This is a genomic window from Loktanella sp. D2R18, from assembly GCF_003318235.1.
In the GTDB taxonomy this organism is placed as follows: domain Bacteria; phylum Pseudomonadota; class Alphaproteobacteria; order Rhodobacterales; family Rhodobacteraceae; genus Yoonia.
Genome location: NZ_QOCG01000030.1, coordinates 516,719 through 542,319, shown reverse-complemented (window position 1 = coordinate 542,319; position 25,601 = coordinate 516,719). Strand labels below are relative to the sequence as shown.

Annotated in this window: 26 protein-coding genes and 1 riboswitch; of the genes, 7 read left to right on the top strand and 19 right to left on the bottom strand. The window is 56.0% G+C overall.

Translation table 11 applies throughout. The features are described 5' to 3' along the window. The first annotated feature begins 91 nt into the window (after positions 1-91). The gene (locus DS901_RS16210) at positions 92-988 is read left to right on the top strand and encodes a hypothetical protein (protein WP_113777932.1); all 897 of its coding nucleotides are present in this window, start codon (positions 92-94) and stop codon (positions 986-988) included. Here the strand turns inward: DS901_RS16210 and DS901_RS16205 are convergent. From DS901_RS16205 to cobN, 8 genes are all read right to left on the bottom strand, one after another. Next, entirely contained in the window at positions 985-1,401 is a 417-nt protein-coding gene (locus DS901_RS16205; RefSeq protein ID WP_258546758.1) for a hypothetical protein, read from the bottom strand. The two genes, DS901_RS16210 and DS901_RS16205, sit on opposite strands and share 4 nt — an antisense overlap. 68 nt (positions 1,402-1,469) lie before the next feature. Further along, positions 1,470-2,093 carry a 5,6-dimethylbenzimidazole synthase gene (gene bluB, locus DS901_RS16200; RefSeq protein ID WP_113778078.1) on the bottom strand — a complete coding sequence of 208 codons (624 nt, stop codon included), beginning with the start codon at positions 2,091-2,093 and terminating at the stop codon, positions 1,470-1,472. Then, positions 2,093-2,455, bottom strand: coding sequence for a Lin0512 family protein (locus tag DS901_RS16195; protein WP_113777930.1), 363 nt, complete (start codon positions 2,453-2,455; stop codon positions 2,093-2,095). Before DS901_RS16195 ends, bluB begins: the two co-directional genes overlap by 1 nt. Beyond that, positions 2,452-2,796 (bottom strand): Lin0512 family protein, encoded by a 345-nt coding sequence (locus DS901_RS16190; RefSeq protein WP_113777929.1) that lies wholly within the window; start codon positions 2,794-2,796, stop codon positions 2,452-2,454. The genes DS901_RS16195 and DS901_RS16190 overlap by 4 nt, the downstream gene beginning before the upstream one ends. 50 nt (positions 2,797-2,846) lie before the next feature. Continuing rightward, the gene (locus DS901_RS16185) at positions 2,847-3,515 is read right to left on the bottom strand and encodes a YrbL family protein (RefSeq protein ID WP_113777928.1); all 669 of its coding nucleotides are present in this window, start codon (positions 3,513-3,515) and stop codon (positions 2,847-2,849) included. A 76-nt stretch (positions 3,516-3,591) separates the two neighbouring features. Continuing rightward, positions 3,592-4,200, bottom strand: a complete 609-nt coding sequence (cobO, locus tag DS901_RS16180; protein WP_113777927.1) for a cob(I)yrinic acid a,c-diamide adenosyltransferase — start codon at positions 4,198-4,200, stop codon at positions 3,592-3,594. A 74-nt stretch (positions 4,201-4,274) separates the two neighbouring features. After that, entirely contained in the window at positions 4,275-5,489 is a 1,215-nt protein-coding gene (locus DS901_RS16175) for a TsoY family (seleno)protein (protein WP_113777926.1), read from the bottom strand. 83 nt (positions 5,490-5,572) lie between these two features. Further along, a complete protein-coding gene (gene cobN / locus DS901_RS16170) occupies positions 5,573-9,283 on the bottom strand; it encodes a cobaltochelatase subunit CobN (RefSeq protein WP_113777925.1) in 3,711 nt (1,236 codons plus the stop codon). A gap of 47 nt (positions 9,284-9,330) precedes the next feature. Here cobN and DS901_RS18830 point away from each other — a divergent pair, with 47 nt between their 5' ends. Beyond that, positions 9,331-9,486 carry a hypothetical protein gene (locus DS901_RS18830; protein WP_181820898.1) on the top strand — a complete coding sequence of 52 codons (156 nt, stop codon included), beginning with the start codon at positions 9,331-9,333 and terminating at the stop codon, positions 9,484-9,486. A 2-nt stretch (positions 9,487-9,488) separates the two neighbouring features. Here the strand turns inward: DS901_RS18830 and DS901_RS16165 are convergent, their stop codons facing one another. The 3 genes from DS901_RS16165 to DS901_RS16155 form a co-directional block, all read right to left on the bottom strand. Continuing rightward, entirely contained in the window at positions 9,489-9,938 is a 450-nt protein-coding gene (locus DS901_RS16165) for a GNAT family N-acetyltransferase (protein ID WP_113777924.1), read from the bottom strand. Further along, the gene (cobW, locus tag DS901_RS16160; RefSeq protein WP_113777923.1) at positions 9,935-11,008 is read right to left on the bottom strand and encodes a cobalamin biosynthesis protein CobW; all 1,074 of its coding nucleotides are present in this window, start codon (positions 11,006-11,008) and stop codon (positions 9,935-9,937) included. Before cobW ends, DS901_RS16165 begins: the two co-directional genes overlap by 4 nt. An 80-nt stretch (positions 11,009-11,088) precedes the next feature. Then, complete coding sequence (locus DS901_RS16155; RefSeq protein WP_113777922.1) at positions 11,089-11,763, bottom strand: energy-coupling factor ABC transporter permease; 675 nt, start codon at positions 11,761-11,763, stop codon at positions 11,089-11,091. 36 nt (positions 11,764-11,799) lie between these two features. Continuing rightward, a riboswitch (cobalamin riboswitch) is annotated at positions 11,800-12,016 on the bottom strand. A gap of 198 nt (positions 12,017-12,214) precedes the next feature. On the opposite strand from DS901_RS16155, the gene smc reads away from it, so the two are divergent. Continuing rightward, positions 12,215-15,670: a chromosome segregation protein SMC gene (smc, locus tag DS901_RS16150; RefSeq protein WP_113777921.1), complete on the top strand. Its 3,456-nt coding sequence runs from the start codon at positions 12,215-12,217 to the stop codon at positions 15,668-15,670. A 101-nt stretch (positions 15,671-15,771) separates the two neighbouring features. Further along, on the top strand, positions 15,772-16,173 hold the full coding sequence (locus DS901_RS16145) for a hypothetical protein (RefSeq protein ID WP_113777920.1): 402 nt from the start codon (positions 15,772-15,774) through the stop codon (positions 16,171-16,173). On the opposite strand, the gene DS901_RS16140 is transcribed toward DS901_RS16145, so the two are convergent. The 7 genes from DS901_RS16140 to DS901_RS16110 are packed head-to-tail and all read right to left on the bottom strand — an operon-like array spanning position 16,167 to position 21,757. Then, a complete protein-coding gene (locus DS901_RS16140) occupies positions 16,167-17,333 on the bottom strand; it encodes a dipeptidase (RefSeq protein WP_113777919.1) in 1,167 nt (388 codons plus the stop codon). The two genes, DS901_RS16145 and DS901_RS16140, sit on opposite strands and share 7 nt — an antisense overlap. Positions 17,334-17,342: 9 nt before the next feature. Then, positions 17,343-18,506, bottom strand: coding sequence for a lytic murein transglycosylase (locus tag DS901_RS16135; RefSeq protein ID WP_113777918.1), 1,164 nt, complete (start codon positions 18,504-18,506; stop codon positions 17,343-17,345). A 57-nt stretch (positions 18,507-18,563) separates the two neighbouring features. After that, the gene (locus DS901_RS16130; protein WP_113777917.1) at positions 18,564-19,154 is read right to left on the bottom strand and encodes a DedA family protein; all 591 of its coding nucleotides are present in this window, start codon (positions 19,152-19,154) and stop codon (positions 18,564-18,566) included. After that, a complete protein-coding gene (locus tag DS901_RS16125; protein WP_113777916.1) occupies positions 19,147-19,512 on the bottom strand; it encodes a hypothetical protein in 366 nt (121 codons plus the stop codon). Before DS901_RS16125 ends, DS901_RS16130 begins: the two co-directional genes overlap by 8 nt. A gap of 48 nt (positions 19,513-19,560) precedes the next feature. Next, positions 19,561-20,439, bottom strand: coding sequence for an adenosylcobinamide-phosphate synthase CbiB (gene cbiB, locus DS901_RS16120; protein WP_258546773.1), 879 nt, complete (start codon positions 20,437-20,439; stop codon positions 19,561-19,563). A gap of 14 nt (positions 20,440-20,453) precedes the next feature. Next, complete coding sequence (locus DS901_RS16115; protein WP_113777914.1) at positions 20,454-21,386, bottom strand: threonine-phosphate decarboxylase; 933 nt, start codon at positions 21,384-21,386, stop codon at positions 20,454-20,456. Further along, on the bottom strand, positions 21,383-21,757 hold the full coding sequence (locus DS901_RS16110) for a DUF1636 family protein (protein WP_113777913.1): 375 nt from the start codon (positions 21,755-21,757) through the stop codon (positions 21,383-21,385). Before DS901_RS16110 ends, DS901_RS16115 begins: the two co-directional genes overlap by 4 nt. A gap of 205 nt (positions 21,758-21,962) precedes the next feature. Between DS901_RS16110 and DS901_RS16105 the strand changes: the two genes are divergently transcribed. After that, positions 21,963-22,343: a response regulator gene (locus tag DS901_RS16105; RefSeq protein WP_113778077.1), complete on the top strand. Its 381-nt coding sequence runs from the start codon at positions 21,963-21,965 to the stop codon at positions 22,341-22,343. Here DS901_RS16105 and DS901_RS16100 read toward each other — a convergent pair. Beyond that, positions 22,318-23,292, bottom strand: coding sequence for a glutathione S-transferase family protein (locus DS901_RS16100; RefSeq protein ID WP_113777912.1), 975 nt, complete (start codon positions 23,290-23,292; stop codon positions 22,318-22,320). The genes DS901_RS16105 and DS901_RS16100 overlap by 26 nt on opposite strands. Positions 23,293-23,393: 101 nt before the next feature. Here DS901_RS16100 and DS901_RS16095 point away from each other — a divergent pair, with 101 nt between their 5' ends. Together DS901_RS16095 and DS901_RS16090 are read left to right on the top strand one after the other, a co-directional pair. Then, positions 23,394-24,260 (top strand): HAD-IIB family hydrolase, encoded by an 867-nt coding sequence (locus DS901_RS16095; RefSeq protein ID WP_309472536.1) that lies wholly within the window; start codon positions 23,394-23,396, stop codon positions 24,258-24,260. After that, complete coding sequence (locus tag DS901_RS16090) at positions 24,253-25,473, top strand: glycosyl transferase (protein ID WP_113777911.1); 1,221 nt, start codon at positions 24,253-24,255, stop codon at positions 25,471-25,473. Before DS901_RS16095 ends, DS901_RS16090 begins: the two co-directional genes overlap by 8 nt. Positions 25,474-25,601: the final 128 nt, after the last annotated feature.

Here is a 25,601-nt window from a genome sequence, read left to right as displayed (position 1 = left end):
AATTGGCCGTACATCGTTATTACTTTATTTGTAAATATCCTGCCTCGTTGGTGGGGCCTTTTTTTTGAATTTATAAAATTTTGGTGATATTATGCTGGTCGCGCGCTCATTCCTTTTTTCGTTTTCGATCTTGTGGCGCTTATGTCTGGTCGCGCCGTTTTTGCTCATTTTGCTGGCGTTTTTCGGCATTGTCGGACTATTTGTGTTGACAATTGCAGCGGCGGTTTCGCCGCTTTTGGCGATCCTGTGTGTCGCGGCCGCTAGCTTTGCGATTTCATCCAGTTTCCCCATTATCGTTGCGTCACGGTTAGGGTTTCAGGCCCGAGGCGAACAATCGAGCTACGGGTATGGGCGTATGTTCATGTACTCCTTGATCTACGGATTAGTCGAGGCATTCATACTGGTGTTGATTATCGGTATTGCGATTGTCGTCGGTGTGGTCGTAACGGGCAGTGGGTTTTCGATGGCGCAGCTGGAAACTTCACTGACGGGCGCAACGGAGCTGTATGTATCAGGTGGGACGTTCGTCATTGTCGGTTTCATACGGGCCGGTATGTTGGTGCCAATGGCGGGGGCGGCCATCGGGCGTGATGGCAATAATCAACCGCATACGCCGTTTTATGATTTCGGGACACGGTGGCGCTCGCTTTGGATGACAAATATGCTTGCGATGATCGTGGGGCCGCTTGCAATTGTCGCATTGGCAATAGTTTGGGTCCAATATGGTGGCTCGGCTGTTGATGATTTTGCCGCCGCTTATGAAAGCGATAACCTTTCGGGGGTCGATATCGGCTGGGAGCTGATCATTTTCTTTGTTGCCGTTTACGCCCTGTCGCTGTGGACCATCAGCTGGCAGGCGGCTGCGGGCGTTTTAGCCTATATGGAAAAGCGCGATGCGCAACACATAGAAGAGGTCGTTCATAGCGACGATGACCGTGCCGCGGCACAGAACCTGTGGAAAGACCGGATGCCACCCGGGCGGCGTTAACCCGCCCTTAGCGACCGCAAAAACAACCCGATCCCGCCGACAAGCAGTACGAGAATGACGATCAGATCAAAGGCACTCATGCGTTCGAGCTGCAGTGTCATATTTGCGATGACGCCAAAGATGAGCGCAATCATCGATCCACCTGCAAGGATCCAGCCGATCCAGTTTTTAGCGTTATAAAACACCATACCGATGCCAAACATAAAAGGGATAAAAACCATTCCCGACGTGATTGGTACGCCGCCAATGCCAAATACACGTGAGCCAAAGCCGAAATTGGGCCGTACCACGATACCGCTAAGCAACAGATAGCCGCCCCCGATGATCATAATCACACCGATCAAGAAGCTGCCGGTTCCACCGTCTGATCCACCTGCGCCGCGCTGTGCCATATCATATACTTTCTGAGCCAAAGTTGACCCGTGTCTAAGCGAGGCTAGCTTTGATTGCTAGCGCAACAGGTTTTGAATTGCGGGAGTGGCTATACTTCTTGCCAATTTGTCGGCGTATTTTTTTGCCAGTCATTGTCATGTAGCAAGGGGGTGTCGGTATCTAAGGTGGCTTTACCAAGGCATAAATATCCGGTCAATTGCCAGTGATCAGGCGCGCCCAACGTCTCCGCAACTGCCACAGGGTCAAGGATCGATACCCAGCCAAGCCCAAGGTTTTCGGCCCGTGCGGCCAGCCACAGCGTGTAGATCGCAGTGACGCTGGAATAGCACAGCATTTCAGGCATGGTTTGACGTCCCAACCCGCGCCCTTCATCAGGTTGGTTTTCGGTAAACACGGCCAGGTGCACGGGCGCGTCGCGCAAACCCGCGAGTTTTAGGCTGGCATATGTTTCGCGCGTGTTTTCATCATAGATCGCACCCGCTTTTTCGTTTTCAGCTTCAAAATTAGCGATGATCTGGTCACGAAGCGCAGGTGTCTTCACCTGTAACACGCGCCACGGACGGGCATTCCCCACAGACGGGGCCAAATCCATCGCTGTGCGAAGCCGGGCCAGCACATCATCAGGGACTGGGTCGGTGCTGAAATGCCGGACGTCGCGCCGCCACAACAGCACATCATGAAGCGCATCGCGGTGGGCTTGGGTCAGCTGCATCAGCCCTGCACCCATTTGCTGGCTTGGCTAGGCAGAAATGCTTCGACGGCGGCGGTCGCGACGACGGCTGTATCGCCGGTTTCAGGATTAGGGACATTCATGCCGCCAAGGACCGCTGTGACAGTCGCGCGCCCACGCGGGAGCTTTGATGTCAGTGCAGCCGCGTCGATCTTGTCAGGGTCTTGTACGCCGACGGTGACTTGCACCCGCATTGCGTCCGTTTCCAGACCAATGCTTTGAAAGATCGGCAATGTAGAATGGCGGATCGCGTCTTCGATCGCGCGCGCCGCCGCCTTTTGATAATCCATCCCGTGCAGGTCGTTGCCCATACCCATTTCGATAATCACACGTTGATCTGTCATGCCGGCACCATATCAAAGCTGACGTTAATCGCGACATTTGCGATCACAGTTGGTTTGCCATCTGGACGCGGAATATCAAGTCCGCCTTTGACGGCCTTGATGGTCGGTTGTCCATAAGGAAATATATCTAACAACGCATCCGTATCTACCCGGTCTGGATGCTGCACGGCGATTTGGACGTCGATCAACATCGCTTCTTTGGGAAAGCCAAACAGTTCAGCCATGTTGATTGAGTTGTGCCAAAGCGCATCTTGCATACCGCGTCGTGCCGCTTGGGTATAGTCTTGTCGGCGCAGGCTCGTGCCCATACCGAATTCAGTTAGCACGCGGTGGATTGGCATTTTGATGGGCCTCTTTGGATCAGTTGCCGCAACCTAGCGCAAGGTGATCCTCAACGCGAGAACCGCAACGTATTTTTATGCCAAGTCAGTTTGGTATTACGGGCAAGCCGTTCGCAACTATCGTTTAGGCCGATCCGATTTGACCATTTCGCCATTGAGCGGACCGGAATGGCGTGGATATCGCCGAAACCGTCAACAAGAACACATTCTTCTTGTCCCGGCCCGTCGCCGTTATCGCGGTGGCCAAAGACAAAATTATTTGGGTTCATATCGCTGGCGCGAATGTCATTGGCAAAGATGCGGGCGATTGTATCGTTCAGCAAATCAATGTCGTGATCCGTAAGCGATTTTGTTTTCGCTTTTGCGCCAAGGGTTTGGCCAAGCGTGCCGTCCGCGTTCAGCACGCTTTCAGTCAGGCAACCGAGACCGACATTTGTGCTGACAAACCCAAACATATGCGACATCGGGGCGCGAAAGTCAGGCTCTGGGTGGCCGAGCATGATCCGTAAATATTCGCTGTATTCTTTTCGAATTTGGCGCAGCCGTGTGCTTGGAAACCAACGATCGACCATGCCGTTGAAATTATTGCGACGCGGCATCTTTGTACTTGGTTTTAGCACTTTGATCAGTTTGGTCCGATCGGTTGGATGAAAATAGACAGCACGCTGCACGCCGCTCGCGACGAGGTTTGTTGGTGAAAGGTTCAGCGCGCTTGTCATACTACCGTTACATAAGCGCTAAACCCTTTGGATCAAGTCAATTTTATGTGCAGCGCGACGCTGATGGCCGTTTGGTTTAGAACTCCACGCCGATTTGCGCCTTAATCCCCGAACGGAACGGGTGTTTGACCAGTTCCATTTCTGTCACCAAATCCGCCAATTCGATCAGGTCTGCGTGGGCATTACGGCCTGTCAGCACGACGTGGGTCATTGGTGGCTTGTGATCACGCAGGAAGGATACAACCTCTTCGGCGCTGACATAATCATAGCGGATTGCGATGTTGATTTCATCCAAGAGCACCATGTGATTGGTTTCGTCCAAGATTAGCTCTTTGGCCTTGGCCCAAGCAGCCTGCGCCATTTCGGTATCGCGTGATTTATCTTGGGTTTCCCAAGTAAACCCTTCGCCCATCGTGTGGAACGCGCAGGTTTCGGTGAATTTTGCGAGGATCAAATCGCGTTCGCCGGTGGACATCCCGCCCTTGATGAACTGCACGACCGCGCATTTCATATCATGTGCGATGCAGCGGAAAATCATGCCAAACGCGGCAGAAGATTTGCCTTTACCCTTGCCCGTGTGCACGATGACCAAACCCTTTTGGTCGGTCTTTGTGGCCATGATTTTGTCGCGGGCGACTTTTTTCTTGGCCATTTTCATCGCGTGGCGGTCGGTGTCTTCGGTCATTGCGGGCTCCTCTTTTGAAAAGACAGTACCCGGATGACGACGGGCGGTACAGAGCGTACCGCCCGGTTTCGATTTTATTCAGCCGGAACCATTGGCCGGCTTTCGGCCCGGCCAAAGTGCCGACGGTTTAGGTATAGTACCAGTCCGACCATCGCGAATTGGAACATCAGTGCTGCCGCACTAAGTACCCAGAAAGCTGCGCCAAACTTTACGATCAAACCAGTAGCGACAAGCCCCTTGTTGATCCAAAAATGCATCATCACAGAGAGCGCAACGCCGGGACAGACCAGCGCGTAAGAGCCCGGTGAATTGCCTTCTCCACGCAAGAACGCGTCAGCGTAACCCTGGCGGCGCATAACAATCAGCCCCATCAATGCAAAGGCAAATTGCACGGCGAGGATTTTTGTCAGCAGTACCAGCGTTTCGGCGTTCGCGATATGCACGTCAAATGTTGTGTGCAGCCCGTGATTTTGGCGCAGCATCATAATGCCAAGCACAGTCAACAACGGTACGACAACCATCAATGTTGGTCCGCTTTCTTTGGCGGTGCCAAAATGCAGCATTGAATTGAACGCGGTGATTGCGGCGATTGCAGCATAAAGTGCTGCAACCGTGCCCATAGCGGTTGAAAGAACAAGGCTTGTCCCGACGGTTAGGGGAACCTGGCTCATCGCCGCGGGTGAAGACAGGCCAACGGCGACCATCGCAAGCGCAAAGGCAGGCAAAAGTTGTGCAAAAGAGTTATGCGCAGTGACGTCAAAAATGCCGCCTTCGGACAAGATACGTCCCAAGAAGCGACCGATCTGCGCCAGCGCTAAGGCGCCGATAGCTGTAAAGGCCAGCAGTGCAATGGGGAACATATACTCAACCGCACCCCATAGGGACGGAACAAAGACGAGGCCCAGGATGAAGCCAACGTTTACGGTCATCGCCAAGGCCAGTGGCATGGCGAGAAGCTGGGTTTCGCCATTTGTTTGGCGCAGCTTTGCGTAGCTTTCGGTCTTTTTGAACTGTGACAGTTGGGACAGGTTCCAGATCAACGATTTGATGTTCAAAAATGCGAAACCCGCAATCCCGGTTACGGCCACGACAATCGCGACCTTCATGCCGACGTCGCCAGCAGACCAAGCGCGCAAGATGTCTTCAAAGACGGGTACGGGTTGGCCGGGGTGCGGCACCCAGAACATCAAGTACATAAAAAACGTGACGGCCAGCCCACCCGCGCCGAGCGAGGCCAGAAAGTAAAGCGGCGAATAGCTGTCCGCCGGACGTGCATTGTGATGTGCCATTTTGAGTCTCCGTATCATACATTTAATATATGGAATGTATTGGAGGTGACTCATGTTGAGATACATGTCAAGTATGAAATGTATTAGGGGGCCTCATCTATAACCGCAGCAATCCGCGCGCGCGCTGAATTGGACTTGGGGTGCCAAAGCTCACGGTCGATGGCCTCTTGCAGCCGCTGCGCAATTTCGCGCAGGGCCGGGGCGTTGGCATCGGCAATAAACATTCGCGTATCGTCATCATTGATGAATGCGTCCTCGACCAGATCAAAATGGTGGTTTTGAACGGCCCCTGTGGTCGCGGCAAAGGCAAACAGATAATCCACTGTGGCCGCGATCTCGAATGCGCCTTTGTAGCCGTGGCGTTTGACCCCGTCGATCCATTTAGGGTTTACTACGCGACTGCGCACAACCCGCCCGATTTCATCATCGAGCGTCCGAATCACAGGGCGTTCTGGGCGCGAATGGTCGTTGTGATAGATCGGGCGGTCGTGCCCTTGCAATGTGCTGATCGCGGCGGCGGCCCCGCCTTCGAATTGATAATAATCGTCACTGTCCAAGATGTCATGTTCGCGGTTGTCTTGGTTTTGAACAGTGGCTTCGACCTGTGATAGCCGCGTTTCAAAGGCGGCACGGTCTTTGCGCCCGTCTTCGCCTGCGCCGTAGGCATAGCTGCCCCATTCGAGATAGGCCTCGGCAAAGTCGGATTTATCGGCCCAGATACGTTCGTCAATCAAAGCCTGTAGCCCAGCCCCATATGCACCGGGTTTTGATCCAAAAACGCGGGCTTGGGTGTCGCCTGCTTTGGTGCGCGCCGCTGCGGGGTTGACGTCGGCGGGCTCATCAAGATTTTGAACGGCCCGCGCAGCGCTGTCGACAAGCGCGATCAATTGCGGGAAGGCGTCGCGAAAAAAACCAGAGATGCGCAACGTGACATCGACACGGGGACGCCCGAGGATGGATTGGGGCAGGATTTCAAACCCTGTGACACGGCGGTTGGCGCTGTCCCATTTGGGTTTTACCCCCATAAGCGCCAAGGCCTGCGCGATATCATCGCCGCCGGTCCGCATATTGGCCGTGCCCCATGCCGTCACAAGTAGGCTGCGTGGCCAATCGCCGTGGTCTTGGAGGTGTTTTTCAATCAACAGGCTTGCAGATTTCCAGCCAAGTGCCCAGGCCGTTGGTGTGGGAACGGCCCGGCTATCGACGCTGTAGAAATTGCGCCCTGTTGGCAGCACATCCAACCGGCCACGGGTTGGCGCACCCGACGGGCCCGGGGCGACGAAGTGCCCCGAGAGGGCGCTGAGGAGCCCCGCCCCTTCGGCGTGCCCACAGGCCTGAATAGTCGGTAAGATCGTGGTGAAGATTTCATCAAGAACGGCCTGTGCCGCTCGCGGGGTGAACCCCGCATCGCCCCACCCGCCGTCCCGCAACCCGCGTTGGCATAATACTTCGAGCCGTTCTACCGTGTCGCCATGTGTCCGCCAGATGTCATCATTGACGAGTGCAGGCGGTCTGATCGTCGCCGGAGCGCCTAAGTCGCAATCAAGCGGGTCGATCCCGAGGCCAAGATCATCGGCAAGCGCGCGCAAGAGTGAGGCGTTCTTGCCTGCCCCATCGCCGCGTGGCACCCGCGCCAGTGCAATCGCAAGATCGCGTTCTTGTTGTCCCGCGGGTGATTGCCCAAAGATGTGCAGCCCATCACGGATCTGCGCTTCTTTGAGCTCGCACAGGTAGGCATCCAGTTTGCCCAGATCACCGTCGCTGTCACCCGTAAACCCAGCATCTTTTGACAGGCCTGTGACTTCGGAAAGTGACAGGATCTCTGTGCGCAGGTGCGTGATGCGGCGCGGATCGACGCCTGCGGCCTCGTAGTATTCATCGACGAGTGCTTCGAGGTCACGCATCGGCCCATAGCTTTCTGCGCGTGTCAGTGGCGGGGTCAGATGGTCGATAATGGCGGCGGAGCTGCGCCGCTTGGCCTGCGTGCCTTCGCCCGGATCGTTGACGATAAACGGGTAGATGTGTGAGGTGGCGCCAAAGACGGCTTCGGGCCAGCAGGTTTCTGATAGGGCCACGGCCTTGCCGGGGAGCCATTCGAGATTTCCGTGTTTCCCCATATGCACGATGGCATCGGCACACCAATGGTGGCGTAGCCAGAAGTAAAAGGCGAGGTAGTTATGTGGCGGCACCAGATCGGGAGAATGGTAGGTTTCGGTTGGGTCGATATTGTACCCCCGCGCCGGTTGTAGCCCAACGACGGCATTGCCATAGCGATGGATTGAAAGGGCAAAGCCCTTTTGCGCCTCCGGCGGGAGTATTTTTCGCGATGTGATGAACGGGTCGTCTGCGGGCTGCCCCCAACGCGATGTGATTTGCTCTTTGATTGCCCAGGGCAGTGCATCAAAATGCTGTTGGTAGGTCTCAAGAGAGAGGAACTCTCCGCCGGTTTTATCGGCTCGGTCAGTTAGCCAATTGGTCGGCCCAGCCATGAGCTGCTCCATCATTGCAGCACTATCGGTCGGTGGCGTGACTTGATGCCCAACAGATTTAAGCAGGTTCAGCACATGTACCGTTGCCGCGGGCGTATCAAGGCCCACCCCATTGGCCAATCGTCCGTCCTTGTTTGGGTAGTTGGCGAGGATCAATGCCGTTTTTTTGTCTGCAGGTTTTGTGCGGCGCAGCTTGGCCCAATTGCGGGCAAGTTGGGTGGTGAAATCAATGCGGTCGCCAACGGCTTGGTAGGTGGCGATCGGGCATTCAGTGGCCTCATCAAAGAAGGCTTTGCCTTTGAAGCTGACTGCGCGCGAGAGGATGCGTCCATCGACTTCGGGTAGGGCGACGTTCATGGCGATGTCGCGAGCAGTTAGCCCGTGCAACCCATCGCGCCATGAGGCTTCGTCCGCGCCAGAAAGGATCACTTGAAAGATGGGTGCATTGTTCGCCAAAAGCGGGTTGGTCGGGCTATCGTCGCCGTCATGCGGGCTACCCACGGCGAAGGCCGTGCAGTTCAGGATAACGTCAGGGGGGTGCGCCGTGAACAGTTGGTCCAATGTGGCGCGGCTGATTGGATCTTTGAGCGAGGCCACGAAGATGGGCAGAGGGTTGAGCCCCGCGCGCATCAAACTACGGGTGAGGCGGTTAATCGGGTTTAAGCCGCCGCCTTGGACCAAGGCGCGGTAAAAGATGATCGGAACGATGGGCGCGCCTGCCGTCCAATCAGCCACCGCTGCGGCGCTATCTGCGATCCCTGCTCCGGGCCAATAGACCCCTGAGCGCAAGAGGGGCGCAGCGGCGGCGGGCTTGTCGGATCCGTTCAGCATCGCGTGGGCATAGCGCAGTAGGTTGCCGCTGTTTTGTGGGCCACCTTCGACGAAATAGGACCATAGCGCGTCGTAATCGGTGTCCGAGACCGTCGAGAGTTCGCGTAGCTCTTGATCGGGTTTATCGTCGCCGGGCAGGGCGACAAAGGGAATACCTGCATCATGCAGACGTGCCGCGTATTGCGTTAGCCCGTATTTCCAATAGCCTACGCCACCTAAAATGCGCGCGATCACGAGCCGTGATTTTGTCGCGCAATCATCTAGATGCATGTCCACAGACATCGGATGTTGCAGGTGCATCATATTGGCCAACCGCAAGCCCGGGGGATTGTCCATCTGTGCGCGCGCTTCGGATAGCGCCGCTAGTTCAGTGTCTGCGGCTGAGATGATCACCACATCGGCAGGGGTTTGGCCAAGATCGACAGGTTCAGATCCGTCAGAGATTGCGCCCGGTGTCGCAGCTAGCAGGTGCATTTACAAAACCCTCGTGTTAGTGCCTGCCCAAACAAGAGGTCAGAACCATGGATTACAAAGCCGCAGGCGCGCCAAAACTGGGCAAAAACGCCCCAAAACACGCAGAGCATAACGCCCATGGATCGCGTAAGAAGCCGTTTGGCGCGCGCAATGATAAGGCCGCTTTGCTGGCTCGGATGAAAAAAGCCGCTGAGAAAAAGTAGCGTCACAGCCGCTTTTCCATGAAGATTGAACTATTGGCGGTCGCGTAGTCGCCAAACGGGCCGCAAACGGCAAAGCCGTGCCGCGCATAGAGCTTGTGTGCGGCGTGCAGCAGGTCGCCCGTTTCAAGCTTAATAACGGGTAGTTTTAGTTCAATCGCTTGGTCTTCTATTTGTCGCATCAACGCGTCAGCAATCCCTTTGCCGCGCGCGTCTGGGTCCACGAACATGGATTTGACCTCGCCATAATCCGGGTAGGCCTTGAGCGCCCCTGTGCCCAAAATCTGATCACCGATCCGGGCGGTAAAAAAGTGAACATCATCTGCAACCAGATCGTCGATTTCGAGATAGTAATTATCTTCGGGCGGAAACAGGGATGCCATCAAGGCGTGGCTTTGCCGGAGCAAAGCCGTCGCCTGTGGGTGATGCGGATCTGTTCGCGCGATGATGATCATGCTTGCAGGGCTGCCGTGATGGCAACTTGGTCCAGACCAGATTCGCCAATGACAACGAGCCGGGTTTCGCGCGGTGCATCCCCAAAAGGTTGATCAAAATAGGTGTCGACGCGTGGGCCAACCGCTTGCAAAGTCTGGCGCATCGGTTTGTCCGCGACTGCGACAAAGCCTTTGAGACGCAAGATGTTATTGGCGCGGATGACATCGGCAACTTGGGCGGCGAATGCGGGTGCATCTGCGATCTCGCCACGTGTGACGATGAAACTTTCGAATTCATCATGGCCGTGGCTGTGTTCATGATCGTGGTGGTGATCATCATCGTGGTCATCGTCATGGTGATGATGATGGTGATGAATTTCATGACGCGCGGAGAGGTCAGATTCCGCACCGATGCCTTGGCCCAACAGAACATCGACGGGCAGGGCACCCATCGCGGCTTTGATCACCTGCACGCCATCCCGGCTTTCGGATTTGAGTTTGCCGGTTAATGTCTCGGCCTCTGTTTCGGACAAAAGGTCAGCCTTGTTGACGACGATCATATCCGCGCAGGCGATTTGATCTTCAAAAAGCTCTGACAATGGGGTTTCGTGGTCGAGATTTTCATCTTGGGCGCGCAGTGCGTCAACGGCGGCAACGTTATGGGCAAACTGGCCATCTTGGACAGCGCGGCCATCAACAACGGTGACAACGCCATCGACTGTCACACGCGTTGAAATATCGGGCCAGTTGAACGCGCGGATCAGCGGTTGTGGCAGTGCCAGCCCAGAGGTTTCAATTACGATATGATCAGGTTTTTCGTCGCGCGCGAGCAGCGCTTCCATTGTTGGGATGAAATCATCGGCGACGGTGCAGCAGATGCAGCCGTTCGAGAGTTCAACGATGTCATCTTCGGTGCAGGTCTCGATGCCACATCCTTTGAGGATGTCGCCATCGACGCCCAAATCGCCAAATTCATTGATAATCAACGCGATGCGTTTGCCTTGGGCATTTTGCAGCATGTGGCGGATCAGGGTGGTTTTACCAGCGCCAAGAAAACCGGTGACAACGGTTGCGGGGATTTTTGCGGGCATCGGGTTGCTCCTGCTCGGGTGTTTCCAAACGGAATGACGGCCCCGGAGGACCGTCATACGATATATTTTGTTGGGCGCGCTTAAGCGGCGTAAAGGCGTGGCGTGACCAGGCCGCTTTTTTCGAGGCTACGCAGGCCTTTTGCACCGGCGAGAACAGCCAGATCGACAAGCGGTTCCAGCAAGACAACGGTCATATACGCGGCGCCAAATGTGCCGACAGCGGCGAGGTTATCTGCGCCGAAACCTTGGCCGTAGAAGGCCCAGAATGCGACCCATGCGACGATCCCACCTTGATACGTCGCAGACATTGCCAGCGCTTGTTTGTAAGTCAGGTCAACATAGGCAGTGCCTTTGGCGATGACGTTTTTGGTCAACACGTGCAGGCCAAACAGTGGCACCAACAGGGTTGTCAGGTTCATACCGTATTGCGGTAGATCGAACGGTGACATCAACGTGCCTTGGATGAGCAGGCCAGCGGCCAAACCAACAGCGGCTGGGGCCGTTCCCAGCATCAGCAATAGGGTTGAACCCATGATCAGGTGAACTTCGGAAACGCCGACAGCCATGTGCGGCAAGATTTCAAAGAAGATGATAACCGCGACAGTGGCGATGGCCGCACGCGCGATCAATGAGACGGCGCCGCGATCACGCAGGCTTTCCCACACGAGCTTCGCAGAATAGGCGGTTGCGCCCGCAGCAGTGGCGTAAGAAAGCGCGAGTTTAGCGCCCGTGACAATTCCAGGTTCGATATGCATAGTTCTATCCTTGTTTTGCCGTCATCCCCGACGGCCGTTACGATATGATGCAAGGCTGGTCTCCTGGCTTGCGGGTCGATGCGTCTTGCTGCCTTCCCGGTTTTTCCCAGTGGCGTCGTAACAAGACACTCTCCGCATACAGTCGCGGGGGCGGCTGTGGCATGGGGCCTCCGGTTCGGATCGGCCTTTCCACATTCCCATTTCATCCCCAGATGCTTGGCATCAACGGGGAACCGTGCCTTTTGTATGTGCGCCGGGGAAACAGGCTGCGTCAAGGCGGAATGCGACATTTGGCGGTTGTTGTGCGTCTCCTGCGGCGTTGCATACCTTCTGTGACGCAATATCTTGTGGATAACTGTGCTGTTTGTCGCACATCCTGCGTCTGTCCCGTTGACAGGTCGCGTGCCCGGCGCACATGGTTTTGATATAAAGGAATCACAGGGATTGCCCCTTGCGCTTTAGTAAACTGCGTCTGAACGGCTTTAAAAGCTTTGTAGACCCCACCGATTTGATCATCGCGGATGGTTTGACGGGTGTTGTGGGGCCAAACGGCTGTGGCAAATCGAACCTGCTTGAGGCGCTGCGCTGGGTCATGGGAGAAAACCGCGCGAAATCCATGCGTGGTAGCGGGATGGAAGACGTAATTTTTGCTGGGGCGTCATCGCGTCCGGCCCGTAATTTTGCCGAAGTGTCCTTGGTCATCGACAATGGTGAACGGCTCGCGCCGGCGTCGTTTAACGATAATGACCAGCTCGAAGTTATTCGCCGGATTACCCGTGATGCGGGCTCTGCCTATAAGGTGGGCGCAAAAGATGTGCGGGCACGCGACGTGCAGATGCTCTTTGCTGACGCATCCACTGGGGCGCATTCACCGGCGCTAGTCCGCCAAGGGATGATTTCAGAGCTGATCAACGCCAAACCCAAGGCCCGCCGCCGGATTTTGGAGGAAGCTGCCGGGATTTCGGGTCTCTATCAGCGCCGCCATGAGGCCGAGCTGAAACTGAAGGGCGCTGAAACAAATCTGACTCGCGTTGATGATGTGATCGAACAATTGGCGGCGCAATTGGGGCAACTGGCCCGACAGGCCCGACAGGCTGCGCGGTACCGCGAAATTGGCGATAATCTGCGCCGCGCCGAAGGCATGCTGCTGTTTCGCCGTTGGAACGAGTCGGATGAGGCGATGCTGGCTGCATCCGCGCAATTGCGCGAACGGACAACTGCGGCGGCCCAAGCTGAAAAAGCCGCCCGCGAGGCAGCTAAATCGCGTGGCGCTTGCGAGGATGCGTTGCCGCCGCTGCGCGAGGAAGAAGCCATCGCCGGTGTTGTGTTGCAGCGTTTACAGGTCCAACGTGACACGCTTAAGGCGCAAGAAGACCGCGCGCTTGAGACGATTGAAACACTGCGCGCCCGGATTGATCAATTGGGCCGCGACATGGAACGCGAAAGCGGGCTGAACAAAGACGCTGGCGAAACCATTGAGCGGCTGGAATGGGAAGCCCGCGAAATCGCCAAGGCAGGTGATGGGCATGATGCGCGCCTGCAAGAGGCGCAAGCCGCCGCCAGTGATGCAGCAAATGTGCTCGAAACACGCGAGACTGATTTATCCCAGCTGACCGAAGATGTCGCACGGCTGGCAGCGCGGCACCAGTCGGCGCAACGGTTGGTCGCAGATAACCGCACGACGATGGAAAAGAACGAGGCCGAAGCCACGCGCGCAAAGGCTGCGATGCAAGAAGCGGCGGATGCTTTGATCAAGGCAGAGGCGGATTTCGCAGCGGCAGGTGACGCCGAAAAAACCGCGGTGCGCGCCGCTGAAGCGGCTGACATCGCCCTAACAGAGGCCGAAGCCGCCCGCGCTGCAACCCAAACCCGCGAAAGCGAAGCACGCGCGATGCGCTCTGCGGCAGAAGGCGAAGCAAACGCGCTGCGTGCCGAAGTCGGCGCATTGGCGAAACTGGTGGAACGAGACACGGCCGAAGGTGGGCATGTGCTGGATCTTTTGCAAGTTCAGGGCGGTTACGAGAAGGCGCTTGGCGCTGCGCTTGCGGATGATTTGCGCGCGCCAGAAATTGAGGCAGAAGCGAAATCTGGTTGGGCGCTCTTGCCCAGCTATGCGGTGCCGCAGCTTTTGCCCGAAGGGGTGAGCGCGCTGACAAACTATGTCAGTGTTCCCGAAGTCTTGGCCCGCCGTATGGCGCAGGTGGGGCTGGTAGATGCCGCCGATGGGCCGCATTTGCAGGCAAACCTGAAACCTGGTCAGCGGTTGGTTTCGGTCGAAGGTGATTTGTGGCGTTGGGATGGGTTCCGCGCGGGGGCCGAAGATGCGCCATCGGCTGCGGCATTACGGTTGCAACAGTTGAACCGTCTTACCGATCTGAAGCGTGATCTGGAAGAAGCATCGGGTACGGCAATGGGCGCGGCGCAAGCGCATGAGACGCTCACTGCGTTGTTGAAACAACAGACAGAGGACGATCAGGCCGCGCGCGCCGCGCGCCGCGATGCAGACCGGATGGTTGCCGATGCAAACCGCGCCGCAAGCCGCGCAGAGGCCGACCGCAACCTGAGCCAAGGCAAGCAAGAAAGCCTTGGCCTTGCTCTGGCCCGGCACGAAGAAGAAGCGCTGAACGCGCGCAAAGCGCTGACCGAGGCCGAAGCGGCGGCGGCGGCCTTGGGCAATTTGGATGATGCGCGCGGGGCGGTCGAAGATGTCAAAATGACTGTCGAAGCTGCGCGGATCACGATGATGTCGCACCGTTCTGCGCATGATGAGGTACGCCGCGAAGGCGAGGCACGGCTGAAACGGTCGCAGCAGATCACCAAAGATGTGAGCGGCTGGAAATACCGGCTGGAGACCGCCAATAAACGCAGCGCTGAATTGGCCGAACGCAAGGCGACATCCGAGACCGAACTTGCCGAAGCAACGACCGCACCCGCAGAAATCGCCGCAAAGCGTTCTGAGCTCGCCGATGCAATTGACGAGGCTGAAACGCGCCGCAAAGCGGCGGCGGATAAGCTGGTGGCAGCGGATACCGCCCTGCGAGACGCGGGCCATCTTGAGCGCGATGCAGAGCGATTGGCGTCTGAGGCCCGCGAAGCGCGTGCGCGCTCAGAGGCACGGGCAGATGCGGCGCGTGAAACCGTGGCTTATGCCGCCGAACGGATCATGGAAGCGCAAGAGGTCACACCCCAAAAGCTGCTTGAGAGCCTTGAAGTTTCAGTCGAAGGCATGCCCGCATCCGACGCCGTCGAGGCGCAGGTGAATGCGTTGAAACGCCAGCGCGATAGTCTGGGGGCTGTGAATTTACGTGCCGAAGAAGACGCCAAAGAGGTGCAGGTTGAGCATGATGAATTGGTCTCTGAAAAGGCGGACCTTGAAGCGGCGATTGCGGCGTTGCGGTCTGGCATTGCAAGCCTGAACAAAGAAGGGCGCGAACGGCTGTTGACGGCGTTTGAACAGGTGAACGACAATTTTGGGCTGCTGTTTACGCATTTGTTCGGCGGGGGTGAGGCCAAGCTGGTACTGGTGGAATCGGATGATCCGCTTGAAGCTGGGCTAGAGATCATGTGCCAGCCTCCTGGCAAAAAGCTGAGCACCCTATCACTGCTATCGGGTGGTGAGCAAACGCTGACTGCGCTTGCGTTGATTTTTGCGGTGTTCCTAGCGAACCCGGCCCCGATTTGTGTGCTTGATGAGGTCGACGCACCATTGGACGATGCCAATGTGACCCGGTTCTGTGACCTACTGGATGAAATGTGTCGCCGCACAGACACGCGGTTTTTGATCATTACGCACCACGCAGTGACCATGAGTAGGATGGACCGGCTGTTTGGTGTCACGATGGGCGAACAGGGTGTGTCGCAACTGGTTTCGGTTGATCTGAAAAAGGCCGCCGCGATGGTTGCCTGATGGCACACAGCGCTGTTGCTGCGCAATGCGCCCCGCCCGCCATCCCACATATACGGAGTTAGATTTTGGTGAAACAGCAAGGGGCAGTCTTTGGCTTTTGGATGCCAGTCATAGACGAGGAATCCGCTGCCTATGCGGTGAAAATGTCTGGCTTGCCGCTCTTTTTAGTAGGGCTTAATACCTTTGCATTGCTTTTCGTCATTGATCAGCACTGGGCGCAGGTGATTGCCGTCGTTTTCGCGGTTTTGTTTGTGTCGCTCGCGTTTCGTATCCGTGCCGCATGCACGGCATGGGCCCCGATTGCCGCGTTCCTAAGTGTGACCTTTTTTCTGTTGCAGGTCATGTGGCGGTTTTTGACTGCCATCTTACTTGGGTTTCATTGGCAGGTTATGCTGGCCGAAGCTGCGCGTTTGATTGTTCCAACACTTGCGGTGATCCTTGCGATGGGGGGCTTGCGCGGGTGGAAATGGCTGCGGCGCAATGGGGTGACACAGCGCTATTGAGGTAGCCGTTCACGCAGCACGCGCACCATATTTCCGCCCATGACTTTGCTAATCTGTGCGTAGCTGAGCCCCGCGTCGATCAATGCTTGGGTCAGGGCTGCAAGTTCAGAGACGTCAAATGTGGTTGCAACAGAGCCGTCAAAATCAGACCCAAGAGATACGTGATCTTCGCCAAGTACTGCGATTGCCGCTGTAATCGCAGTGGCAATGCCTGCGGGGCTGGGGTCGCAGACGGCATTGGCCCAATATCCAATCGCGATCACCCCACCTGTTGCGGCAATGTCTTGCATGAGGTCATTTGGATAGTTGCGTTTGACTGCGCAGACTGAATGGATACCTGTATGGCTGACCACTAGCGGCATATCGGTCATTGCGATCACGTCGCGCACGACTTGCGGAGATGAATGCGAAAGATCTAGGATGAGATCGCGGGCTTCGACTTCGGCGACGACCTGTCGTCCAAAATCAGTCAGCCCGTGATTCCCAACGCCATGCAATGATCCGCCAAGCGCGTTATCAAAAAAGTGTTGCAACGCGATCATGCGGTGCCCGGCGGCCTCGAGCCTGTCGAGGTTGTTCACATTACCGAGCAGCGGATGCGCGCCTTCGATGCCCAACAGACCGCCGACGACCTGTTGTCCATTGGCCCGATCTGCAAGCAGCTGGTCAAGGTCGGCGCGGGTTTTGATAACCCGTAGCTGGCCGTTTGATGCAGCGGCGTAGCGGTGCAGACGTTCTGCCTGATAAAGAGCCCGTTCTAGCAGGCTGTTCCATGTACGGGGCGGCCACATCTGCCCGATGACAAGCGGTGTGATATTGTCGAACGCATCTGCTTCATTGGAATGAATGTTTTGGCCTGCCGGACTTTTGGTGACAGCGGTGAACATTTGAATTGTGACATTCCCATCCAGCAGGCGGGGAAGATCAACCTGACCGCGATCGGCACGATCAAGCAAGCTACGTTTCCATAGCAAGCTATCCGCATGCCAATCGCCAATGATCAGACTGTCATGTAGGTCTTGGGCGCGTGTGGTAATCACATAGGGCGCATGATTGGTGACAGCATTGCGCTCTTTTTCCACGTACCCCGGCGCAAAGGTCAAAAACGCCCCAACCCCAATGATAATCAGCAGGGTTAGGAATTTGACAAATCGGCGCATGGGTTTTCCCTAGAGTTGGTTCAAAAGCTCAAGCGTTGGCCATGCATCCGCAGGCAGGCCAAGCCGTTGTTGTTCTGACTGTACCGCAGCGCGTGTCATTGCGCCAAGGATTCCATCAATGCCGCCAACATCGTGGCCGCGTGCGGATAGTCTTTCTTGCAAGCGCTGCATTTGTGGCCCGGTTAGAGGGTTTGATGGGTTGCCCACGTCATAAACAGAAGCCCCTGAAAGCCGCGTTGCGAAGTAGGCTGCAGTGGTCACATAGACAAAGCTCTTGTTCCACTCAAAATAGACGTCAAAATTTGGATAGGCGAGGAACGCGGGCCCGTCGCGCCCCATTGGCAAAAGCACCGAAGCTTGCAGAGTTGAAGCTTCAAGCGCCCCCTCGCGCGCGGTGATGCCGGCCGCTTCCCAGTCGCTGACCCGCGACTTGTGGTTCAACCCGGTTTGTGACCAATCAAGGTCGTCGGGTACGATGATTTCTTGCAGCCACGGCTCATTGGCACGCCAGCCAAGCGCCGAGAGCACGTTTGCACCGGACATGAGCGCATCAGGCGCCGAGGTCTTGAGCGTCACCACCCCATCACCGTCGCCGTCTATGCCGCGTTCAATAATATCAAGCGGCAGCATTTGCACCTGCCCAATTTCACCCGCCCATGCGCCGGTGGTGTTGGCCGGATCCATCCCGCCACGTTGGTACAATTCAAGCGCGGCTAGCAGTTGCGGGCGGAACAGTTCTGGGCGCCGGCAATCATGCGCGAGTGTTAGCAAAGCGTTGCGGGTGTTGAAGTTCCCTTGGACTTGACCGTAATCGGTCTCAAAGGCCCAAAACGCGAGAAGCACGCCGCGCGGGACGCCAAAACGCGATTCAATTTCAGTGAAAGTGGCATCGTAACGTTCGGAATTGGCGCGGCCGTTGTCGATCCGGTTTTGTGAGATCAAAGAGCGTGAAAAGCTGACGAAGTCTTTTTGAAATACACCTTGGGACCGATCCGCGTTGAGAACGGATTGTTCGATCTGCGCGCCTTGAAAAAAGCTGTCCGCATTGGCAGCAGTGACGCCGTTGGCGATGGTTTCCGACTTAATTTCGGCGATAAAGTTTTCGATTGGCCCACCGCAGGTCTGGGCGGTGGCGGTGCTGGCCATGAGGGACAGGGCGATTGCAAGGCGCATTGGGCATTCTCCTATATGTTGCGCGCAGGTTAGCAGCGCGTAACATAGGTGCAATCGCTATCCTTGTTTCGATTGGCGCAATAGGAAGAAACTTGCCGCAATTACAAGGCTTATCGCGGTGAGTAACCATGCCCAATCGTTGACTAAAGTGGTCAATGCATCAAGGTTTGCTGCAAAGTAGTAGCCCAACATCACATATCCGGTGACCCAGATTGCCTCTCCGAGTGTGTCCCAGATGAGAAATTTCCATGGGTTGAAGCGTGCAGCCCCCGCTGCAAAATTCACCCACGGCCCAAGTGGCGCTGCGGCCCAAGTGCTAAAGAAGACACCGATACTGCCCCAACGGTCAACGATTTGTTGCGCGCGCGCAAAAAGCGCGGCCCGGTTTGGTCGCGAGGTCAGACGCGCATCAAGCCAGCGACCGCCAAGCCGCCCGAGTTGGAACCCAGTCTGATCGCCGCAGATGGCCGCGATATAGGCGACCGTCAATACCTGCCATAAGACCAAATCCCCTGCCGCAGCAAAGGCCCCGCCTGACAACATCACTGCAAAGGTCGGCACTGGTACCGCGAGGCATGAAAAGTAGGCCGATGCCCCAATGACCACGAGCCCCCAAGTCGCGACCAGCCCAAAGAAGAAATCAATCACCTTGGCTGTCCTTGAAATCTTGGATCGCAGCTTCGAGACGGGCGATCAGTTGGGCGGTATCTAGGCCTTGATTCAACGCGATATCTTCAAGGGTGATTTTGTGTCGTGCTACGTCACCGTCCAAGGCAATGACGCCTTCGATCACGTGGCGTGGCACATGTTGTGATAGAACAACATAGCGCGGGGTCATCCAGCCTGCGATGTCTTCGGGCGGGGCATTGTGCCATGCCCGTGATGAATTTGCAGCGCGGACCCCAAAGATCAATATGCCAATGACTGCGATCACAATGATCCCAAGCAGCGCACGCCGTAACAGCTGTTTATGGCGATCGGATATTTTGGGTTTGCGGTCTGGCATATGTGATGGTCCCGAGGAACGGGGTGGATCAAGATCCACCCTACGGTGTTAGAATATCGTTGTTATTGCTGCGCACAAGAGCGCAAGCCCCCATGTTCGCCACAGTACAGTAACCGCGCGGTCGATGTCGCGGGGTGTTAGGTCGCGTGCCCCGTCGCCGTTGACATATGGGAAATCTTGCATCTGCCCCTCATAGCTGCGCGGCCCGCTCAGCGCGATGTTTAATCCATGCGCCATTGCGGCTTCTGGCCAACCGGCGTTGGGGGACCGATGCCGGGGTGCTTCTTGAAAGATCGCGTATGCGTGCGGTCGGTTGGTGACGGCCCAGATCATCAGCGCTGTAAGCCGCGCGGGGATGAGGTTTAACAAATCGTCAAACCGCGCCGCAGCCCAGCCAAATTCGGCATGGCGCGGTGTGCGGTAGCCGATCATACTATCCGCCGTATTGGTAATTTTATAGATCAACAGGCCGGGTAACCCGCCTACTGCGAACCAGAAGGCAGGCGCGATGACCCCGTCTGACAGGTTTTCGGATGCGCTCTCAATTGCTGATCGCGCAACGGCACTTTGGTTCATTTGCGCTGTGTCGCGCCCGACAATCATTGCGACGGCCATGCGCCCATCACCGACGGAAAGCCGAAGCGCGTCGGCCACAGCGCGTACATGTTGGACCAGTGATTTTTGTGCCAAAAGCACGGCGATGATCAGCATGTCGACGATGGCGGTTGGAACCGCTGCGATCCCTTTTCCAAGAAGAAAGGCCGCGATACAAAGAACGGCCATGACGATGGCGCCTTTAGCGCGGCGATTGCCGCCCGCATTAAACGTCTTGTCGCACCACCCAATCACCCGCCCCATCACGATTGCGGGATGCGTGATACGTGACCAAATCACGCGTGGTTCACCCAAAATGGCATCCAAGATCATACCGCCAACAAGGATCAAAACGCGGCTTCCAATTGCGCCCAGCGATTGGGTGCAGGTAACCCAAGGCGCAGCCAATCGGGCGCATAGGGGAATGTGCGTGACCAGACATGATGCTGCGCAAGCTGACGTTGCGCGGCGCGGGCATCTTTGACTTTGTAGAGCCGAAACAGCGTGGTGCCACCCATAACCTCTGCGCCGTTTCGGATCAGTAATTGATCAAGCCTATCTGCATCCCCTGCAAGCCGTGCGCGTGTTTCATCTGCCCACGCGGGGTCTGCAAGTGCTTCGGCCCCAATGGCCAATGCAGGGCCAGAGATTTGCCATGGTCCCAAGAGATCGGTCAGTTTCGCAATAACCGTAGGGTCTCCAATCGCAAAACCGAGCCGTAGTCCAGCTAGGCCCCAAAACTTGCCAAAGCTTTTTAGCACAACAGTGCCGGGGCGGGTTGCCAGATGGATGAGCGTTTTGTCAGGCGCGACATCACCGAAGCTTTCGTCGATGATTGTGATCGGGGCGTTCAAGTCGGTCTCGGGCCATTCGTGCCCATCGGGGTTATTCGGGTGCACCGCGACCATCGCGTCATGCGGCGGATCCATTATCCAACCAGCGGCTTGAAATGCCGCGCCGTGTTCATTGTAGGTGGGGCCAGGGATATGGACGTTCTGACCGCTAAGCGCGTGGGGCAGGGCCGCAATAATCGCCGATGCGCCCGTTGCGCCGATCATCGCGGCGTCTTTTGGAATGTTCCAATAGCTGCGCGCAAGGGCATAGAGCCGCGCAAACGCGGCCTGATCCGGCAATGCCGTCCAAACATCATCTGGAAGCCGCGGAAGCGGATAGGGCACGGGGTTTATTCCGGTTGATAGGTCAAGCCATTCGGCACGTGCCCCGCCATAGGTCGCGATCGCTGCATCAATGCCACCGCCGTGGTCGCGCTTTTTGGTCATTCTGTATCCGGAAGCGGTGGGTGACGGGTCACAAAATGCCCTTTGATTGATTGCGGCCAGTCGCGGTAAGGTACTTGTCCCGTCTCGCTGGCACTATGCGATAGCGCATAAGCGACAATCCCAGAGGCCGCTTCTGCGTTGGGTTCGAATTCACCAAGGGTGTAATTCAGCTTTCCATCTGCCTGGATCGCGATGTTGCACCCACGCTTGCATCCCATCAAACACGAAACTCGCCGGGTTTTAACTTCAGTTAACCCTGTTGCCGTCGCTTCGACCAATGTCGCGAGCAGCTCGCCGTCGGTATGTTCCTGTGCACTGGCGTCCCAGCCGTCGCGCTTGCAGGTGTCGCAGATCGTGATCCAAGTTGTCATTCGTTTTGCCTGTTTGTTGTCGACTGTACTTCAAGCGGAAATTCGCTTGCAGCACAAGGTTTTGTAAAAATGACTGTCTTTTGGTATAGGTTCTTAACAGCTGTTAACCATTCGTTAGGGAATTAAGACGACTTCTCCTCAGGCGCAGCTCAAACTTATTTTGAACACGCTGAAACGACTTAAAAACTTGATGACCGGAGATTTCATGCACGTCCTAATAGCGCAAAGTGATATCAATTTAGGGCGGCTGTGGAAACGGCACCTTGAGCGTCTGCGCGCGCAAGTAACACTGGTACAATCTGGCGACGCTGCGATTTCTGCGTTGGAAGACCAAGTGTTCGACGTGATCGTGCTTGACCTCGTGTTGCGTGAAGGCAGCGCGTTGGCTGTTGCGGATGTCGCAAGCTACCGTCAGCCAAAGGCAAACGTTGTATTCGTGACTAACACGTCCTTCTTTTCAGATGGCTCTATTTTTAACCACAGCCCTAACGCCCGCGCCTTTATCGAAAGCACGACATCGCCCAATGATCTTGCCGCGATCGTTGATCATTATGGCCAACCTAACCCCGGCAATGCGGCGCATTAAAGTCGATCACGGGGTTGATTGGGATAATGCGGTTAGGGTTAATCGTGTCGTGGCTGTAATGATAATGCCGGACGATGTGGTCCATATTGACGGTCGCTGCGACACCGTTCCATTGATATAATTCGCGAGTGAACCCCATCAAATTTGGATAGTCGATGATCCGCTTGCGGTTACATTTAAAGTGCAAATGGTAAACTGCGTCGAAACGGATAAGCGTCGTCCAAAGCCGCCAATCGGCCTCTGTCAGGCGGTCCCCCATCAGATAGCGCTGCGATGAAAGGCGTTGTTCCGCCCACTCTAAACTATCGAAAAGCGGACCAACCGCCGCATCATAGGCCGATTGGGTGGTCGCGAACCCGGCTTTATATACCCCGTTGTTCACCGTGTCATAGATTCGGGCATTCACCATTTGGATGGCATCACGCAGATCGCTGGGCCAATAATCATCCGCGTTGCCGGTAATGTCGTTAAAGGCGCTGTTGAACATGCGGATGATTTCTTCGGATTCGTTCGACACGATTGTACCGCGTTGTTTGTCCCATAAGATTGGCACAGTGACGCGCCCTGAAATGGTTGGGTCTGCCTTTAGGTAAATGTCACGGGCGAAGGGGAAATCGAACAGCGTATCGCCTGTCGCCCCGTTGAAATCAGTGTCAAAGGTCCAGCCGTCCGACAGCATATCGGGATGCACGACAGACACGGATATATGGTCTGTCAGCCCTTTGATTGCGCGAAAGACCATTGTGCGGTGCGCCCATGGACAAGCATGAGAAACATACAGGTGATAGCGCCCGCTTTGTGCCGGAAATCCCGCCGCCCCAGATGGCCCAGCACTGCCGTCACGAGTGATCCAATTGCGAAATGCCGTAGTTGAGCGCACAAATGCGCCACCTGATGCTTTGGTGTCATACCAAGTGTCTTGCCAAACGCCGTCAATCAACTGACCCATTTTAACCGTCCTTATGTTTTCTTGACGTGTTGGTAGTCCAAATCGACGGGCGAACCTATGCTACTGGCGGCGCAATGAGGGTGCGCATATGCACAGGTAAAATGCTGCACTTGCAAAATAACCTTGCGCGCGGGGTTGCATCCCGGCGCGTCAACGATGAAGCTAAAGGCATGAAGGCAGCTACTTCACTGGTCGTTTTTTCCGATCTCGACGGGACATTGTTGGATCATGATACCTATGCATGGTCTGCGGCTGCACCAGCATTGGCCGCGCTTCGCCGGATTAATGCACCGCTGATTTTATCAAGCAGCAAGACAGCGGTCGAGATCGCAAAAATTCAAAGGGATTTGGATATTGTCGGGACGCCTGCGATTGTTGAAAATGGCGCGGGCCTGTTGGGAATGGACCACGCCGCCGATGATTACGCACGCTTGCGCGGAATTTTGAACGGTTTTCCCGCGCAATTGCGCGCCCCATTCGAAGGGTTCGGCGATATGGATGCGGCACGTATTGCGCAGGTCACGGGCCTAAGCCTTGACGGTGCCGCAGACGCAAAATCGCGCGCCTATTCGGAACCGGGCCTTTGGTCTGGTGATAGCGCAAGCCGCACCGCATTTATCACCGCGCTCTCAGATCATGGCGTTTTCGCCCGCGAAGGTGGTCGTTTCTTAACTCTGTCATTCGGTGCGACCAAGGCCGACGGCATGACGCAGGTCATAGACACCTATAAACCGCAGCACACAATCGCGCTGGGCGACGCACCTAATGACATCGAAATGCTGGGTGCTGTCGAATATGGGGTTGTGATCGCCAACCCGTCGCGCGCGCCCTTGCCGCCCTTGCCCGGTGAGCCATCACCACACATCATCCGCACAGAACAGCCCGGCCCCACAGGTTGGAACGCCGCCGTGCTGACCCTTCTTCAACGACTTAACTTAGACTCAGAAAGAGAACTCCCGCATGGTTGATTTTCATCAAAACGGAAACATTGCAACGCTGCACAACCTGCGGACACGCTCCAATGCGGATATGACCTATGCGCTCGAAACATTTGCGCAGACGCGTAAGATGTCTTTGATCTTGCCCTGCCTCTATTCAGAGCTGGAAACAGACGCAATGCCAAACATCTTAGAGGAACTGTCAAAGGTCACCTATCTGCACCGCATCATCATTGGGCTTGATCGTGCGACCGAAGATCAGTTTCGCCATGCAAAAAAATTCTTTGAAGGGTTGAACCAAAATCATGTGGTGATTTGGAACGACAGCCCGCGAATGAAAGCGCTTGAAACGCGGCTCGCGGATCTGGGTCTTGCGCCGACAGAACAGGGAAAGGGTAAGAACGTTTGGGCATCGTTGGGCTATTTGATTGGGTGTCAGGATAGCGCGGTGATGGCGATTCATGACTGCGATATCTTAACCTACACCAATGACATGCTCGCGCGGTTGGTTTACCCGGTCGCGAACCCTACATTTCCTTATCAAGTTGCCAAAGGGTATTATGCCCGCATCGGCAACGATAAACTAAACGGGCGGGTGACACGTCTGTTGGTTAGCCCTTTGTTGATCGCGTTAAAGCGCGTGGTCGGGGATCGCGATTATATCGATTACCTGCGCAGCTTTCGCTATCCTCTGTCGGGTGAATTTGCGATGCGCACGAATATCTTACCTGATTTGCGCATCCCGTCTGATTGGGGTTTGGAAATCGGGGTCTTGTCAGAGGCATGGCGCAACCTCGCGCCGAAAGCGGTCTGCCAAGTCGAAATCGCCGATGCTTATGATCACAAACACCAAGATCTGAGCCCCGAAGATGCGGCCGCCGGTTTGAACCGCATGTCGACGGATATTTGCAAGGCAATCTTCCGCAAACTGGCAGCCGATGGCACGGTTTTCACCGCCAATGTGTTTCGGACGTTGAAAGCGACATACTACCGCAGCGCGCTTGATCTGCTTGAGGCATATTACAATGACGCAGAGATGAACGGTCTGACAATTGATCGCCATGCCGAGGAACGGTCCATCGAATTATTTGCGGAAAACATCATGCGCGCCGGGCAGTTTTTCTTAGAAAACCCGCATGAAACACCGTTTATCCCCACATGGAATCGGGTGCATTCGGCGGACCCAGATTTCTTGCGCGAGATGCAAGATGCGGTTGCGGCAGACACAGCGGAATATTCCTGACGCCGCTCACAGACACCTAAACGCCGCTTATCTGATTGATCCGCCGTGGCGTGGGCCTTATACGACTCTCTAGACGAAGCCCTTTCAGGGCCAGAACGGTTGGAGGCGCCGCGGTTGACCCAAAAAGG